At 66.7% G+C, this 14,170-nt stretch carries 15 protein-coding genes; 6 read left to right on the top strand and 9 right to left on the bottom strand.

The features are described from left to right. The first annotated feature begins 97 nt into the window (after window positions 1–97). From PV679_RS20195 to trxA, 5 genes are all read left to right on the top strand, one after another. Entirely contained in the window at window positions 98–1,798 is a 1,701-nt protein-coding gene (locus PV679_RS20195; RefSeq protein WP_319681726.1) for a protein kinase family protein, read from the top strand. 25 nt (window positions 1,799–1,823) lie between these two features. Then, on the top strand, window positions 1,824–2,528 hold the full coding sequence (gene sigM / locus PV679_RS20190; protein WP_319681725.1) for an RNA polymerase sigma factor SigM: 705 nt from the start codon (window positions 1,824–1,826) through the stop codon (window positions 2,526–2,528). Beyond that, complete coding sequence (locus PV679_RS20185; RefSeq protein ID WP_319681724.1) at window positions 2,525–3,493, top strand: hypothetical protein; 969 nt, start codon at window positions 2,525–2,527, stop codon at window positions 3,491–3,493. Before sigM ends, PV679_RS20185 begins: the two co-directional genes overlap by 4 nt. A gap of 116 nt (window positions 3,494–3,609) precedes the next feature. Then, complete coding sequence (gene trxB, locus PV679_RS20180; RefSeq protein WP_319681723.1) at window positions 3,610–4,584, top strand: thioredoxin-disulfide reductase; 975 nt, start codon at window positions 3,610–3,612, stop codon at window positions 4,582–4,584. Between the two features lie 39 nt (window positions 4,585–4,623). Beyond that, window positions 4,624–4,956 carry a thioredoxin gene (gene trxA, locus PV679_RS20175; protein WP_319681722.1) on the top strand — a complete coding sequence of 111 codons (333 nt, stop codon included), beginning with the start codon at window positions 4,624–4,626 and terminating at the stop codon, window positions 4,954–4,956. A 94-nt stretch (window positions 4,957–5,050) separates the two neighbouring features. On the opposite strand, the gene PV679_RS20170 is transcribed toward trxA, so the two are convergent. The 9 genes from PV679_RS20170 to rpmH all read right to left on the bottom strand — a co-directional run bounded on the left by PV679_RS20170 (window position 5,051) and on the right by rpmH (window position 11,917). After that, window positions 5,051–5,668, bottom strand: a complete 618-nt coding sequence (locus PV679_RS20170) for a GNAT family N-acetyltransferase (protein ID WP_319681721.1) — start codon at window positions 5,666–5,668, stop codon at window positions 5,051–5,053. Window positions 5,669–5,970: 302 nt separating this feature from the next. After that, complete coding sequence (locus PV679_RS20165; RefSeq protein ID WP_319681720.1) at window positions 5,971–7,068, bottom strand: ParB/RepB/Spo0J family partition protein; 1,098 nt, start codon at window positions 7,066–7,068, stop codon at window positions 5,971–5,973. Then, complete coding sequence (locus PV679_RS20160; RefSeq protein ID WP_319681719.1) at window positions 7,065–8,141, bottom strand: ParA family protein; 1,077 nt, start codon at window positions 8,139–8,141, stop codon at window positions 7,065–7,067. Before PV679_RS20160 ends, PV679_RS20165 begins: the two co-directional genes overlap by 4 nt. 262 nt (window positions 8,142–8,403) lie before the next feature. Further along, window positions 8,404–9,120: a 16S rRNA (guanine(527)-N(7))-methyltransferase RsmG gene (rsmG, locus tag PV679_RS20155; protein WP_319681718.1), complete on the bottom strand. Its 717-nt coding sequence runs from the start codon at window positions 9,118–9,120 to the stop codon at window positions 8,404–8,406. 105 nt (window positions 9,121–9,225) lie between these two features. Continuing rightward, window positions 9,226–9,735: a protein jag gene (locus PV679_RS20150; RefSeq protein WP_319681717.1), complete on the bottom strand. Its 510-nt coding sequence runs from the start codon at window positions 9,733–9,735 to the stop codon at window positions 9,226–9,228. A gap of 14 nt (window positions 9,736–9,749) precedes the next feature. After that, the gene (gene yidC, locus PV679_RS20145) at window positions 9,750–11,030 is read right to left on the bottom strand and encodes a membrane protein insertase YidC (RefSeq protein WP_319681716.1); all 1,281 of its coding nucleotides are present in this window, start codon (window positions 11,028–11,030) and stop codon (window positions 9,750–9,752) included. A gap of 3 nt (window positions 11,031–11,033) precedes the next feature. Further along, window positions 11,034–11,393 carry a membrane protein insertion efficiency factor YidD gene (gene yidD, locus PV679_RS20140; RefSeq protein WP_319681715.1) on the bottom strand — a complete coding sequence of 120 codons (360 nt, stop codon included), beginning with the start codon at window positions 11,391–11,393 and terminating at the stop codon, window positions 11,034–11,036. Next, window positions 11,390–11,761, bottom strand: coding sequence for a ribonuclease P protein component (rnpA, locus tag PV679_RS20135; RefSeq protein WP_319681714.1), 372 nt, complete (start codon window positions 11,759–11,761; stop codon window positions 11,390–11,392). Before rnpA ends, yidD begins: the two co-directional genes overlap by 4 nt. An 18-nt stretch (window positions 11,762–11,779) precedes the next feature. After that, window positions 11,780–11,917: a 50S ribosomal protein L34 gene (rpmH, locus tag PV679_RS20130; protein ID WP_003949374.1), complete on the bottom strand. Its 138-nt coding sequence runs from the start codon at window positions 11,915–11,917 to the stop codon at window positions 11,780–11,782. Window positions 11,918–12,278: 361 nt separating this feature from the next. On the opposite strand from rpmH, the gene dnaA reads away from it, so the two are divergent. Then, on the top strand, window positions 12,279–14,039 hold the full coding sequence (gene dnaA / locus PV679_RS20125; protein WP_319681713.1) for a chromosomal replication initiator protein DnaA: 1,761 nt from the start codon (window positions 12,279–12,281) through the stop codon (window positions 14,037–14,039). Window positions 14,040–14,170: the final 131 nt, after the last annotated feature.

Genomic DNA, 14,170 nt, shown 5'->3' with positions numbered 1-14,170 from the left:
TTCGGCGGCTGCCGCGTGTCGTGCATAGCGTCCAACTGTGGGCACAATTGGCTTGGCTGTTGGATAGTGCGCAACGGATGGGGAGGCAGGAGCGACGGTGGCGGAACGTAGCACGGCTGCCGTCGACGTGGCCGACAACAGTGGTGATGAACCGCTGACCGCCAAGGCGGACAAGGCCACGACCGACGGGGTGGCGAAAGCCCAGGACACAGCGGAGAAGTCCGCACCGGAGACGGACAGCGAGCGGCCGAGCACCGAGTCGGCCGTCGCGACGCCCGAACTCCACAGCGGCCACAAACTCGCCAGACGCTACCGCCTGGAGGAGTGCGTCACTCGTCTGGACGGTTTCAGTAGCTGGCGTGCGGTCGACGAGAAACTGCGCCGTGCCGTTGGCGTGCACCTCCTGCCCGCCGATCATCCGCGAGCCCGTTCCGTCCTGGCGGCCGCCAGGTCCGCGGCCCTGCTGGGCGACCCTCGCTTTGTCCAGGTCCTGGACGCCGTCGAGGAGAACGACCTGGTCTATGTCGTCCACGAGTGGCTGCCGGACGCCGTCGAGCTCACCGCGCTCCTCACCGCCGGGCCCCTGGAGGCCCACGACGCCTACCAGCTCGTCAGCCAGGTCTCCCAGGCCATGGCCGCCGCCCATCGCGAAGGACTCGCCCATCTCCGGCTGACTCCGAGCGCGGTCCTGCGGACCTCCAGCGGCCAGTACCGGATCCGCGGCCTCGCCGTGAACGCCGCTCTGCGCGGAATCCGCGCGGAGCGGCCGCAGCTCACCGACACCGAGGCGATCGGTGCGCTTCTCTACGCCGCGCTGACTCAGCGCTGGCCGTACGAGACGGATGCCTACGGACTCTCCGGCCTTCCCAAGGGCGTCGGGCTGATCGCTCCCGATCAGGTCCGCGCCGGCGTGCACCGAGGTCTGTCGGAGCTCGCCATGCGAGCCCTGGTCAATGACGGCGCGACCGCCTCCCGCCAGGAACCACCGTGCACCACTCCGGACGAGCTGGCCGCGGCGGTCGCCGAGATGCCGCGTGTCCGGCCGCCGGAGCCCTCGTTCACCGCCCCGCCCGAATATCAGCGCACCACCTACCAGCAGGGCACATACGGCCGGACGCAGTCAGTCGCCGGTGTGCCCGCCGCGGCACCGGTGGTACCGCCGCCGCCGCTCCAGAGCCGTACGGGCAAGGCTCTGAAGTGGACTGTCGCCGCGCTCCTCATCGCCGCGCTGGGCCTCGGGAGCTGGCAGGTCGCGGACCGGCTCATCAACCATGGCGAGGAACAGGGCGACACCAGCCCCACTCAGCCGATCACCCAGGACGGGGACAACAAGGCGCCCAAGCCCGGCAAGCCGGTCGCCATCGTCAACGCCCAGGACTTCGACCCGTTCGGCCAGGACAGATCAGAGAAGCCCGCTGGGATAAAGAACAGCTACGACAACAACCGGAAGACGTTCTGGAACACCGACGGCTACTACAGCTCGGACTTCGGCCGGCTGAAGCCCGGTGTCGGCATCATCCTGGACCTCGGCAAGGCTCAGCAGATCGGCCAGGTGGATGTCTCCTTCCTGGGAGGGAACACCGCCGTGGAGCTGCGAGCGGCTCCTGCGAACACGTCTTCCCAGCCGACCGAACTGGACGGTTTCAAGAAGGTTGCCGAAGGATCCGGTGAGAACGTCGCTCTGAAGCCCGGTAAGGCGGTCCAGGCGCGGTACGTTCTGGTCTGGCTGACCGATCTCCCGAAGGTCAGCGAGAAGAACTTCCGGGGCAAGGTCTCGGAGATCTCGATCACTAGCTGACCGGACCAGGGGAGGGGGCTCAGCGTTGGACAGTGCCGCGCTCGGCGACGCGAGCGACCACGATCTCCTGAGTGCTCACGTCACAGGTCACCCTCACGCTTTCGGTGAGCTGGTAAGGCGGCATCGTGACCGGCTCTGGGCTGTGGCCCTCCGAACACTGGGCGACCGCGAGGAAGCGGCCGACGCGGTCCAGGACGCCTTGGTCTCCGCCTTCCGAGCGGCACACACCTTCCGCGGCCAGTCTGCCGTGACGACGTGGCTGCACCGCATCACCGTCAATGCCTGCCTCGACCGGGCCCGGAAAGCCGCCTCCCGGAAGACCTCACCCATGGACGACACCGAACGTCTGGAACAGCTTCTGGAGCCGCACGAGTCGGCGGAAGCTCCTGCCGAACGGCAGGACCTCCACCGAGAACTACTGGCGGCACTGGCGAAGCTCCCTGTCGACCAGCGGGCGGCCCTGGTGCTCGTCGATATGCAGGGCTATCCCGTGGCGGAGGCGGCACGTGTCCTGGGCGTACCGACGGGCACGGTGAAGAGCCGCTGTGCACGCGGCCGGGCGAGACTACTGCCCCTGCTCGTTCATCTGCGCGGCGACGCCCCGGATGACAGGGGCTTCGTACGCGGAAGGAACCGGACGCCGGGGGCATCCGTCCCACCGGCATCGGGACCACGGGATTCAGGACCAAGCGATTCTGCTGCGGTGAAGGGCGGAGGTGGACGCGCGTGACCACGACCGACACGCCTCAGCATCCGGATGTCTCGGAGATCTCGGACCTCACAGAAGGCCTGCTCTCGCCGTCCCGGTCCACGGAGGTGCGCCGCCACCTCGACGCCTGCGCGCTCTGCGCCGACGTCCGTGACTCCCTGGAAGAGATCAGGGAACTGCTCGGCACTCTGCCCGGACCACCACGGATGCCCGACGATGTCGCGGGCCGCATTGATGCCGCGCTGGCGGCGGAGGCGTTCCTTGCCGCAACCGTGTCCGACACGGACGCCAATGTTTCACGTGAAACAACGCCCGCCACCGGGACGTCCGCCGTACCGGACACCTCAGCAGCGCCGTATTCCACAGCTTCGGACTCCGCGAAGGCCAACAGCGTCCGAACCAATCGCCCAGCCGGCCGCCCGACGACGGCGACCGGCCCCGGCCGCAGTGGTCCCAGGCGACGGCGCGGTAGCGGCGCCGTCCTGAGCGCTGTCTTCGTAGCAGCCACGGTGGGCGTGAGTCTTCTGCTGCTCCAGTCCCTTCGGGCAACGGACAGCAACAGCTCCGTGGCCAAGAAGGACAGCTCCTCGGTCAGCACTGCGGCGAACGACGAGTTCTCAGGAATCCCGCTTCAGGACCGCGTCCACACGCTGCTGACCTCCGGCCCCGACGCCAGCTCCCGCTCCGCGACCAAGCCAGGCCGACCGGGCGACTCCTCGAACCGGGACGGAAGCACTTCGAACTCGCCCATGTTCAAGCCGGTACCCGAGGTGCCGCTGTGCGTTCAGCAAGGCACCGGCCGCACCGAGCCCGTCCTCGCCGCCGAGACCGGCATGTACCACGGCAGCCGTGCTTATCTCCTGATCCTGCCGCACCCCGTCGACAGCGCTCGGGTCCTGGCCTATGTGATCGACGCGACCTGCGTCGACAAGGCCGCCTCGGACAAGGGCGAAGTCCTGCTGACGCAGTCCTACTCACGCCACTGACGACTGCTCCGCGCCGCCGGACGCCTCGGGAATGCGGGACCCGTAGGATCCGTTGGATGGGGTGAAGTCGTTGATCCGGCCCCAGTAGGCAGTCCCCAGAGACGAGGAAGAAACCCGTGAGCGACGTCCGTAATGTGATCATCATCGGCTCCGGGCCCGCCGGTTATACGGCCGCGCTGTACACCGCGCGCGCGTCGCTGAATCCGCTGGTCTTCGAGGGCGCCGTCACTGCCGGCGGCGCACTGATGAACACCACTGATGTGGAGAACTTCCCGGGCTTCCGCGACGGCATCATGGGCCCGGATCTCATGGACAACATGCGCGCCCAGGCAGAGCGCTTCGGCGCCGAGCTTGTCCCGGACGACGTCATCGCCGTTGACCTGACCGGAGACATCAAGACGGTCACGGACACTGCCGGCACCGTACACCGTGCCAAGGCCGTGATCGTCACGACCGGCTCCCAGCACCGCAAGCTCGGCCTGGCCAACGAGGACACTCTCTCCGGACGCGGTGTCTCCTGGTGTGCCACCTGTGACGGCTTCTTCTTCAAGGACCAGGACATCGCCGTGATCGGCGGCGGCGACACCGCAATGGAGGAAGCCACCTTCCTTTCGCGCTTCGCCAAGTCCGTCACGATCGTCCACCGCCGGGACACCCTGCGTGCCTCCAAGGCCATGCAGGACCGCGCCTTCTCCGACCCCAAGATCAAGTTCGCCTGGGACAGCGAGGTCGCCGAGATCCATGGAGACCACAAGCTCTCCGGTCTGACCCTCCGCAACACCAAGACCGGCGAGACCTCCGAGCTCCCGGTGACCGGTCTCTTCATCGCGGTGGGCCATGACCCCCGGACCGATTTGTTCAAGGGCCAGCTCGATCTGGACAACGAGGGCTACCTCATCGTCGCTGCCCCGTCGACTCGGACGAACCTGTCCGGTGTCTTCGCCGCCGGTGATGTCGTTGACCACACCTACCGCCAGGCAATCACCGCTTCTGGCACCGGGTGCTCCGCCGCTCTCGATGCCGAGCGCTTCCTCGCTGCCCTGAGCGACAGCGAGAAGTCCGCCGAGCCGGAGAAGACCGCCACCGTCTGACCATCCCCACCCCCACCCCACAAAATTAAGGAGGCCGCCGTGGCCGGCGACCTGAAGCATGTAACCGACGACTCGTTCGAAGAGGACGTCCTCAAGAGCGACAAGCCCGTACTGGTCGACTTCTGGGCCGCCTGGTGCGGACCGTGCCGCCAGATCGCTCCGTCGCTGGAAGCCATCGCGGCCGAGCACGGCGACAAGATCGAGATCGTCAAGCTCAACATCGACGAGAACCCGGCCACCGCAGCCAAGTACGGCGTCATGTCCATCCCGACGCTGAACGTCTACCAGAACGGCGAGGTCGCCAAGACCATCGTGGGCGCCAAGCCCAAGGCCGCGCTCGTGCGCGACTTGGAGAGCTTCATCGGCGAATAAGTCAGCGACCGCTGACTCAATGTTTCACGTGAAACTGGCCCATCCTCCGCACGGGGGATGGGCCAGTTTCCGTTCCACTCATTCGATGTCCGCCTCAGAGCGGCCGCAGCGCCGGCTCCTTCTTCACCGCGCCCAGTAGCCGATCCAGCGCCATCTCCACGTCCTCCTTCCAGGACAACGTGGTCCGCAGCTCCAACCTCAGACGCGGATATCTCGGATGCGGCCGTACGGTCTTGAAACCAACCGCCAGCAGATGATCAGCGGGCAGCACACACGCCGGCTCCTTCCAGCGCGCATCACCGAACGCCTCAATGGCCTTGAAGTCCCGCCGCAGCAGATCCTTGGCCACCGTCTGCACCATGACCCGGCCGAGCCCCTGCCCCTGATAACCCGGCATGATCCAGCCGGTCATCAACTGCACGGCATCCGGAGAGACCGGGCTCGTCGGGAAAGCCGTGGACCGCGGCACATACGCGGGAGGCGCGTACAGAACAAAGCCCACGGGCACATCGTCGACATACACGACCCGGCCGCACGATCCCCACTCCAGCAGAACGGCCGAGATCCAGGCCTCTTTCTCCACCTCGGGCCTGCCCGCTTTTACCGCGGCTTCCCCACTGACCGGATCAAGCTCCCAGAAGACACACGCACGGCAGCGCCTGGGGAGATCCTGAAGGTTGTCCAGCGTAAGCGGTACGAGCCGACGCCCCATGGAGGCTGATCCTCACTCCCTTTGCCTGCCGCGCCACAAGCGGCTGTCAGCGCACTCCGTTCCCGAAGCAGACTGGCGACGAAGCCGCCGAGCGCTCCTAGACCCAGCCCGGCTGACACCAGTTGGCTACGGCTCACCGATCGCATGGCACCCGCTCTCCTTCTGAGGTGGCTCAAGGTGGATGCGCCATACCAGAACGCATCGTATCCACCCAGAGGTTCCCGGCACACCGCGAGACAGCAAAGGGCGGGCTGTGTTCCGGTAAGCATGGAACACAGCCCGCCCTGCCTTGGAGACGAGCCTCAGCCTTCGTCTTCCTCATCGGCGCCCTCGGTAAGGCCCTTGTCCAGCACACGCCCCTCGCCGGGCGCGAGCGTACCGAGAATCCGTTCCAGGTCGTCTATCGAGGCGAATTCGACGACGATCTTGCCCTTCCGCTGTCCCAGGTCGACCTTCACACGCGTCTCGAAGCGGTCCGAGAGACGCGACGCGAGATCGGTCAGCGCCGGCGACAGCCGGGCCCCGGCACGTGGACCCTTGGTCCTTGGAGTGCTCTCCGGACGCGACCCCATCAAGGTCACGATCTCCTCGACAGCCCGCACCGAAAGCCCTTCCGCCACAATGCGATGAGCCAGTCGGTCCTGCTCCTCGGAGTCATCCACCGCGAGAAGCGCCCGGGCATGACCGGCCGACAGCACACCGGCAGCGACCCGGCGCTGGACAGACGGAGACAGTCTCAGCAGCCGCAGCGTGTTGGAGACCTGCGGACGCGAGCGTCCAATCCGGTCGGCCAGCTGGTCATGCGTGCAGTTGAAATCCTTGAGGAGCTGGTCGTAGGCCGCGGCCTCTTCCAGCGGATTCAGCTGAGCACGGTGCAAATTCTCCAGCAGCGCGTCAAGCAGAAGCTTCTCGTCGTCCGTGGCGCGGACGATCGCCGGAATACGCTCCAGACCGGCTTCCCGGCAAGCCCGCCACCGCCGCTCGCCCATGATGAGCTCATAGCGCTCCGGCCCCACCTGCCGCACAACAACGGGCTGGAGCAGTCCCACCTCCTTGATGGAGGTGATCAGCTCGGCCAGCGCGTCCTCATCGAACACGTCACGCGGCTGTCGTGGGTTCGGCGTGATGGAATCGATCGGCACTTCCGCGAAGTACGCCCCGGCCGCCGCAGGCTCGGACACCTCCTCAGGCTCCGGCGCCACCGCCTCCGCTTCCGGCGGCGTGGTGGCCTGCGGCAGCGAAGTGACCTTCGCAGCAGCCACACCCCGCTCCGCGGTCAGCACCGGAGCCGCTCCCGGAGCAGCCGAAGCCAATCCGGAGGCGGGCACCTGCTTCTCCTGCGGAGCGGCAGGAATCAGCGCACCGAGCCCACGCCCCAATCCTCTACGTCGCTCGCTCACTGGATCCCCTCCGCAATACTCTGCTGGCTGTTCTGGCTGCCCACATGGGCCTGCTGGACGTCATAGTGCACCCCGACCCCCCGTAGAGCGATCTCACGGGCGGCCTCCAGATATGACAAGGAACCGCTGGAGCCCGGATCATAGGTCAGCACCGTTTGCCCATAGCTCGGCGCCTCCGAGATACGCACGGAGCGAGGAATGCTGGTCCGGAGCACCTCCTTGCCGAAGTGACTCCGCACCTCCTCCGCCACCTGCGAGGCAAGCCGCGTCCTGCCGTCGTACATGGTGAGCAGGATCGTCGACACATGCAGCGTGCGATTGAGATGTCCACGCACCAGATCGACGTTACGCAGTAGCTGCCCCAGCCCCTCCAGCGCGTAGTACTCACACTGGATCGGGATCAGCACCTCCGCGCCGGCGACCATCGCATTGACGGTCAGCAGACCGAGGGAAGGCGGGCAGTCGATAAGGATGTAGTCCAGCGGCTGCTCGTACGCTTCGATCGCCCGCTGCAGTCGACTCTCCCGTGCCACCAGCGATACCAGTTCGATCTCCGCACCGGCGAGATCGATGGTGGCCGGGGCACAGAAGAGGCCTTCGACGTCCGGGACAGGCTGAACCACTTCCGAGAGTGGCTTGCTCTCCACCAGGACGTCATAGATTGAGGGCACCTCGGCGTGATGGTCGATGCCGAGTGCTGTGGAAGCGTTGCCCTGAGGATCGAGGTCGATCACCAGGACGCGCGCACCATGGAGCGCCAGGGAAGCGGCGAGATTCACCGTGGTGGTGGTTTTCCCCACGCCGCCCTTCTGATTGGCGACGACCATGACACGCGTCTGCTCGGGGCGGGGCAGACCCTCGCCGGCGCGGCCCAGTGCCTCCACCGCCAACTGGGCAGCGCGACCAATGGGGGTGTCGTCCATCGGGGGCGGCGTTTCACGTGAAACATCCTCCCCCGCCGACTCGGTGCGGGGACCGGGGACCGGATCGGTCATCGGTCCCGCGATGTTGGCGTCGGACCGCAAGGATTCACTCTCCTCGACTTCAGACTCGCAATGAACAGAGCCTGCCATGCTTTCGGGTTCGTGAACCAGCGAGGCCCGTGGTTCTGTGGAGGAATCCACCTCTGTGGACAACCCCATCCCTCTTACGAGGGGCTTTCGACTACGCGGCGTAGCAGCCTCGCGACCACGACTGATAATTCCCTGCAGCAGCGAACGACGTTTCACGTGAAACACGATGCATCTGCCACAGGGCTACCCAGTCACGACACTCCGCGTGCGTAGGTACGGCACCTTGTATGGAGCATCACTGAGGCAGTACGCACTGTACGGCTCAGCGACGACGCCTCGCACGACCCGCCCTGGCAGCCTTGGCTCGCTTTGTGGCGAACCGCACACCCCCCGGACTCTCGCCGACCTCCACCCGCACCACCGTGGCCAGCGGATCAACGATCCCCTCGCCGACATGCAGCACCGACGTCCCGACCACGCCGAGCTTGCCCAGTGCCGCACGGGCTCCCTTGATCTCTTCCTCGGCCGTGTCGCCCTTGAGCGCCAGCATCTCGCCGTACGGACGCAGCAGCGGCACTCCCCAGCCCGCCAGACGGTCCAGCGGAGCCACCGCGCGCGCCGTCACCACATGCACCGGCTGCACCGTGCCAAGGACCTCCTCAGCCCTTCCACGCACCACCGTCACATGGTCCAGCCCCAGCAGCTCGACCACTTCCTGGAGAAAGTTCGTCCGCCGCAGCAAGGGCTCCAACAGCGTGATCTTCAGATCCGGCCGCACCAGCGCCAGCGGAATCCCGGGAAGCCCCGCGCCCGAGCCGACATCGCAGACCATCACGCCCTCGGGCACGACCTCCGAGAGCACCGCACAGTTCAGCAGATGCCTCTCCCACAGCCGTGGCACCTCACGGGGACCGATCAGACCGCGCTTGACTCCCGCGTCCGCCAGCAGCTCCGCATAGCGGACCGCCTCCGGAAAGAACTCACCGAAAACAGTCCGTGCCTCTTCCGGCGCAGGGGGAAGCTCTGCTGTCTCCGTCACGGGAACCGTCCTTCCATACCGAACCACCGCCTGGTGGCTGACTATCAGGCTGACAAGGATCGGCCCCGCCTGCGAAACAGACGGGGCCGAAAAATGATGGACCGCTCAGGCCGGGAGCACTACGACAAAGCGCTGCGGCTCCTCGCCCTCGGACTCGCTGCGCAGGCCCGCGGCCGCGACCGCGTCATGCACAACCTTCCGCTCGAAGGGCGTCATGGGATCCAGCTTCACCGGCTCACCGGTGCTCTTCACCTCGTCCGCGGCCTTGGCACCCAGCTCGGCGAGCTCGGTGCGCTTCTTGGCCCGGAAGCCCGCGATATCCAGCATCAGCCGGCTGCGGTCCCCGGTCTCCCGGTGCACTGCGAGCCGCGTCAGCTCCTGAAGCGCCTCCAGCACCTCACCGTCACGTCCCACAAGCTTCTGCAGATCCCGGCCGGCCGAGTCACTGATGATCGAGACCGCGGCCCGGTCGGCCTCGACGTCCATATCGATATCGCCGTCGAGATCAGCGATATCGAGCAGACCTTCGAGGTAGTCGGCGGCGATCTCCCCTTCCTGCTCCAGGCGGGTCAAGGTGTCGCCCCCCTCGGCGGCGGAGATGGTGCCTTCCGTCACGGATGGACTCCTTCTTACTTCTTGGACGGGTGCTTGGGCCGCTGCTGGCCCTTGCGCTGCCCTGGCTTGGCTTGGCGTGCGGAACCGGCAGCGGGCTTGCCCGCCGGCTTGGACGTGGTGTCCTGCGGCTCGCTCTTCTTCTGCAACGAAGTCTTCGCCGCATCACCGTGGGCCTCGGAATCCGTGGCCGGCGTCGACGCGTCCGTACCCGAATGCGTAGCGGCGGCCTGCCGCTTCGCCTTGGTCTGGCGCTTCGGCTGCTGCCGCTTCGCCGCACCACCGGACTCGGCCTCAACAGCCGCGGTGTCACTCTTGATCACCGTGCCGTCGGCCTGCGCGGCCAGGCCCGCCTTCGCCAGGCCCGTCATGAACTTGCGCTCGTTGTCATTGCGGTCAGGGCCCTTGGCCACAATCGCCCGGACGACATTGCGCTTACGCCGGGACCGGATGTCGCTGTGCGCCGCGATGCCCTTCAGCAGCCGCTGCAGATACGCGTCCTGCGCCTTGCTGCCCGGAGTCGGGTTCTGGTTGATCACGAACATCTGCTGGCCCATGGTCCACACGTTGGTGGTCAGCCAGTAGACGAGCACACCGACCGGGAAGTTGATGCCCGTAACGGCGAAGATCACCGGGAAGATGTACATCAGCATCTTCTGCTGCTGCATGTACGGCGTCTTGACCGTCAGGTCGACGTTCTTGGTCATCAGCTGGCGCTGGGTGTAGAACTGCGAAGCCGACATCAGCACGATCATGATCGCGGTGATGACCCGAACATCGGTCACCGAGGCGCTCAGGGACGCCACCTTGGCGCTGCCGTCCGTGAACTTGGCGGCCAACGGAGCACCGAAAATGTGCGCCTGGCGGGCGCTGTCGAGCAGCCCCTGATTGATGAAACCAATCTGCTTACCGCTCGCGATGGCGGAGAGCACGTGGTACAGGGCGAAGAAGAACGGCGACTGCACCAGGATGGGAAGACACGAGGAGAGCGGATTGGTACCCGTCTCCTTGTACAGCTTCATCATCTCTTCGGACTGACGCTGTTTGTCGTTCTTGTAGCGCTCCTGGATCGCCTTCATCTTGGGCTGGAGCACCTGCATGTTCCGGGTCGACTTGATCTGCTTCACAAAAAGCGGGATCAGACAGATCCGGATCAGTACCACCAGGGACACGATGGACAGCCCCCAGGCCCAACCCGTGTCCGGGCCGAAGATCGCCCCGTACAGGCTGTGGAACTGGACGATGACCCATGAAACAGGTGTGGTGATAAAGCTGAAGAGACTGGCAATCGTGTCCACTAATCAGGCTCCTTGAGCGTCGGGCGAGGTCTCTGCGGCCGAACTGGGGGTGTCGGGGGCCGATCCCCCGGAAGGCACGCCAGCGGCGGAGTTCCCGCCCTTACTGCCGCGCCACGCGTTGCGCAGCAGTTCATGCCAACGCGGGCGTTTACGTGGTGGGACATGGTCCACGCCACCCGGCGACCACGGATTGCACCGCAGAATGCGCCAGGCGGTCAGCGCCGTGCCCTTCACCGCGCCATGCCGGTCGATGGCCGTGTATCCGTAGTGTGAGCACGACGGGTAGTACCGGCAGACAGGCCCGAGAAGCGGGCTGATCGTCCACTGGTACAACTTGATCAGAGCCAGCAGCGGGTATTTCATCGCGCGCCCCCTCCCAGCAGCCGCCGAAGAGCGGCGTCCAGGTCTCGGGCCAGCTGTGCATATTCGGCGTCACCCGCTCCGGGCAGCGCCCGTACGACAACCAGGCTACCGGGGGGCAGCTCGGGCAGTCGGTCGCGTATCAGGTGACGCAGTCTCCGCTTCACCAGGTTGCGCACGACTGCTCCACCCACGGCCTTGCTTACGACGAAACCCGCACGCGGCGGGGGAGCGCTCTCCCCAGGCGCGTGCGGGTCCGTAGCACCGCTGCGTAGATGGACGACAAGAAGCGGGCGTCCGGCCCGGCGTCCTCGGCGTACCGCGGTCGCGAAATCCTCGCGCCGCCTCAGCCGATACTCGGTAGGCAGCACGACACGACCTATTGGCGATCAGGCCGACAGACGGGCGCGACCCTTGCCACGGCGGGACGCGAGAATCGCGCGGCCGGCACGGGTACGCATCCGCAGCCGGAACCCGTGGGTCTTGGCGCGACGGCGGTTGTTCGGCTGGAAGGTGCGCTTGCTCACTCGAGGGCTCCAGAAAGATATGTGTGGTGGCGGGACATCGCCTGGCTGTCACCGTGCGCCCACGAGTAACTCGCGTTCACGCCCGAGTGCACCGCTTCACAACCACAGATCGTGATCTTTGCCCATCGGAGGCAGGCGGCAGCAGCCATCGACAACTCGACCTGGTCACGGTACGCGCGGCTACGCCATCCGGTCAAACCAGCTCGGTGCCGGACTCCATTGTGCACAGGCTGTGGACAACAACTTGAACCTCGCGGGTCGCCCTGACTACCGTGGCTGAACTCCGGCTTCATTTCCTGCCGGTCTTCCCACCCCGTCCCGAGAACCACACATTCGTGGGACCTGCGAGAGAGCGTGCCCTGTGGCTGATGTACCCGCCGATCTTGCCGCAGTGTGGCCACGCGTGCTGGAGCAACTCCTCAGGGAGGGCCAGCAGGGCGTCGAGCCCAAGGACAAGCAGTGGATCGAGCGCTGCCAGCCCCTCGCACTCGTCGCCGACACCGCGCTGCTCGCCGTCCCCAATGAATGGGGCAAGCGCGTCCTCGAAGGCCGCCTGGCACCCCTCATCAGCGAGACCCTGAGCCATGAATGCGGCCGGCCCATCCGGATCGCGATCACCGTCGACGACTCCGTCGGCGAGCCCACCCCGCCGGCCCCGCCCGTGCCCCAGCAGCACCGCTACCAGGGGCCTCAGCACGACGACCGGCAGAGCGACACATACGACGGCTACGGACACCGCCCCGCGGACGACGGCATGCCCTCAGTCCGCCCCGCGTACCCGGACTACCAGCGGCAGCGGCCCGATCCCGGCGCCTGGCCGCGCGACCAGGAGGACCTCTCCTGGCAGCAGCCCCGGCTCGGCGGATACCAGGAGCGCGACCCGTACGCCACCGCCCGGCCCACTCAGCCGTCCCACGACTACCGGCAGCCTCAGGGACCCGAGCGCTCGCAGTACGAACAGCGCGGCGAGCGGCACGATCTGCCGGAGCCCCGGTCACCGCGCCACGGCGGCGGACCCAACGACGGCCGCGGCGGAGTGGCGGGCCCTCTGGGCGCACAGCCCGCCCCGGCACCCGGCCCCGGCGAGCCCCACGCCCGGCTCAACCCCAAGTACCTCTTCGACACCTTTGTCATCGGCGCGTCCAACCGGTTCGCACACGCGGCGGCGGTCGCCGTCGCCGAGGCGCCGGCCAAGGCGTACAACCCGCTCTTCATCTACGGGGAGTCCGGGCTCGGCAAGACCCATCTCCTGCACGCCATCGGGCACTACGCGCGCAGCCTCTATCCGGGCACCCGTGTGCGGTACGTCAGCTCCGAGGAGTTCACGAACGAGTTCATCAACTCGATCCGCGACGGCAAGGGCGACACCTTCCGCAAGCGCTACCGAGATGTCGACATCCTCCTGGTCGACGACATCCAGTTCCTGGCGAGCAAGGAGTCGACACAGGAGGAGTTCTTCCACACCTTCAACACGCTCCACAACGCCAACAAGCAGATCGTGCTGTCCTCCGACCGGCCGCCCAAGCAGCTGATCACCCTGGAGGACCGGCTGCGCAACCGCTTCGAGTGGGGCCTGACCACCGACGTCCAGCCGCCGGAGCTGGAGACCCGCATCGCGATCCTGCGCAAGAAGGCGGTGCAGGAGCAGCTCAACGCCCCGCCCGAGGTCCTGGAGTTCATCGCCTCCCGGATCTCCCGCAACATCCGGGAACTGGAAGGCGCGCTCATCCGGGTGACGGCCTTCGCCTCGCTCAACCGGCAGCCGGTGGACCTCGGCCTCACCGAGATCGTGCTCAAGGACCTGATCCCGGGCGGCGAGGACGCCGCCCCGGAGATCACCGCGAGCGCCATCATGGCGGCGACGGCCGACTACTTCGGACTGACGGTGGAAGATCTCTGCGGATCGTCGCGGAGCCGGGTGCTGGTGACGGCCCGCCAGATCGCGATGTACCTCTGCCGGGAACTGACGGATCTCTCACTGCCCAAGATCGGCGCGCAGTTCGGCGGCCGCGACCACACGACCGTGATGCACGCGGACCGGAAGATCCGCGCGCTGATGGCCGAGCGGCGCTCCATCTACAACCAGGTCACCGAGCTGACGAACCGCATCAAGAACGGCTGACACAGCCCGCTCGGACCTGCCGCAGGGCGCTCGGGGACACCGTCCCGGGGCGCCCTGCGGCATGCCGTGACCCCAGGATCGGCCGCCCCGGCGTGCCGTCCGCCGCTCACCGCTGTTCGAATACATGGCGG

The sequence above is a fragment of the Streptomyces sp. AK02-01A genome, assembly GCF_033795305.1.
Taxonomy (GTDB): domain Bacteria; phylum Actinomycetota; class Actinomycetes; order Streptomycetales; family Streptomycetaceae; genus Streptomyces.
This window is presented reverse-complemented; position numbering and strand designations above follow the sequence as displayed.